This window comes from Arthrobacter sp. NPDC057388 (assembly GCF_042668165.1).
GTDB lineage: Bacteria > Actinomycetota > Actinomycetes > Actinomycetales > Micrococcaceae > Arthrobacter.
Genome location: NZ_JBHVBL010000102.1, coordinates 1 through 1,820 on the forward strand (window position 1 = coordinate 1; position 1,820 = coordinate 1,820).

Annotated in this window: 1 protein-coding gene; it reads left to right on the forward strand. The window is 63.5% G+C overall.

Going from position 1 to position 1,820, the window contains the following annotated elements:
- Nucleotides 1–282: 282 nt before the first annotated feature.
- The gene (locus tag ACFUTU_RS21365) at nt 283–1,764 is read left to right on the forward strand and encodes a nucleobase:cation symporter-2 family protein (RefSeq protein WP_377967954.1); all 1,482 of its coding nucleotides are present in this window, start codon (nt 283–285) and stop codon (nt 1,762–1,764) included.
- Nucleotides 1,765–1,820: the final 56 nt, after the last annotated feature.

A 1,820-nucleotide genomic window follows, 5' to 3' on the forward strand; every position in this document is an offset into this window, starting at 1 on the left:
CTCGAAGCCCCGCGGGCCGGCCGGCCCCCAGCATCCTCAGCAACAGCACTGCAGCAACGTCCCACCGAAGCAAGGCCCCCTAAGCAAGGCCCCCCGTCCCGAGTTTTTGTACAGATATCGCGACTTCAAGCGCCCGTAACTCCCAATAAGTGGACAAAAACTCCACAGCCAGGGGACATCGACGGGACCGGGCCCACGCGAAACATCCAAGACAAGACCAAATTGTTAGCCAGACATTGTTAGCCAGACGAAGGCGTCTGCCATGAACCGAGAAAGTCTGCCATGAACATCACCAAGAAATCCCGCCCAGCGGCAACCCGCCCGGAAGACCAGCGCCTCTCCCTCGGCAGCACCTTCGCCTACGGGTTCCAGCACGTCCTCACCATGTACGGCGGCATCATCGCCCCGCCCCTCATCATCGGCGCCGCTGCCGGCATGTCGTCACAGGACATCGGCCTGCTCATTGCGGCCTGCCTCTTCGTGGGCGGCCTGGCCACGATCCTCCAGACCGTCGGCATCCGCTTCTTCGGCTCCCAGCTCCCGCTCGTCCAGGGCGTCTCCTTTGCCGGCGTTTCCACCATGGTGGCCATTGTCCACGGCGGGGGCGGCATCCAGGCGGTCTTCGGTTCCGTGATCGCGGCCTCCCTGATCGGCCTGCTGATCACTCCCCTGTTCTCCAAGATCATCAAGTTCTTCCCGCCGGTGGTCACGGGCACGGTCATCACCACCATCGGCCTCACGCTGATGCCGGTCGCTGCCAACTGGGCCATGGGCGGGAACAAATCGGCGCCCAACTACGGCAGCATGGCCAACATCGGCCTCGCCGCCGCCACCATGGGCATCGTCCTGCTCCTCAGCAAGGTGGGCAACGCCGCCATCTCCCGGCTGTCCATCCTCCTCGCTATGGTGCTGGGCACCGGCATCGCGTTCGCCTTCGGAATGGCCGACTTTTCCAAGGTCGGCCAGGGCGAAATCGTCGCCTTCCCCACCCCGTTCGCGTTCGGTCCCCCGACGTTCGAGATCGCGGCCATCATTTCGATGCTGATCGTCATCCTGGTGACGCTCACCGAAACGTCCGCTGACATCATCGCCGTGGGCGAGATCGTGGGAACCAAGGTCGATTCCAAGCGGATCGGCGACGGCCTGCGGGCCGACATGCTTTCCAGCGCCATCTCCCCGCTGTTGAACTCCTTCACGCAGAGCGCCTTTGCCCAGAACGTCGGGCTCGTGGCCATCACCGGCGTCAAGAGCCGGTTCGTCGTGAGCGCCGGCGGCCTTATCCTGGTCATCCTCGGCCTCCTTCCGGTGCTTGGCCGGGTAGTGGCGGCGGTGCCGACGCCCGTCCTGGGCGGTGCCGGCGTCGTACTCTTTGGAACCGTTGCCGCCAGCGGCATCCGCACGCTCTCCAAAGTTGAGTACCGCAACAACATGAACCTGATCATCGTGGCCGCCTCCATCGGCTTTGGCATGATCCCGATCGCCGCACCGGCCTTCTACGACCAGTTCCCGTCCTGGTTCAGCACCATCTTCCACTCCGGCATCAGCTCGGCAGCGGTCATGGCCATCCTGCTGAACCTGCTCTTCAACCATCTCAAGGCCGGTAACTCGGACAACCAGTCGGTCTTCGTCGCAGGCACCGAACGGGTGGTCCAGGAACAGGACATCAAGTGCCTGATGGACGGCGACCGTTTCGAAGGCGGGAAGCTGATCGACTGCGACGGCAAGGAAGTCCCCATCCAGGCGTCAACAACGTCGGAGCACTAGCCCGCGCCGGCTAAGCGCGAACAAGCAGATAATGCCCTCAAATCCTGGATTTGAGC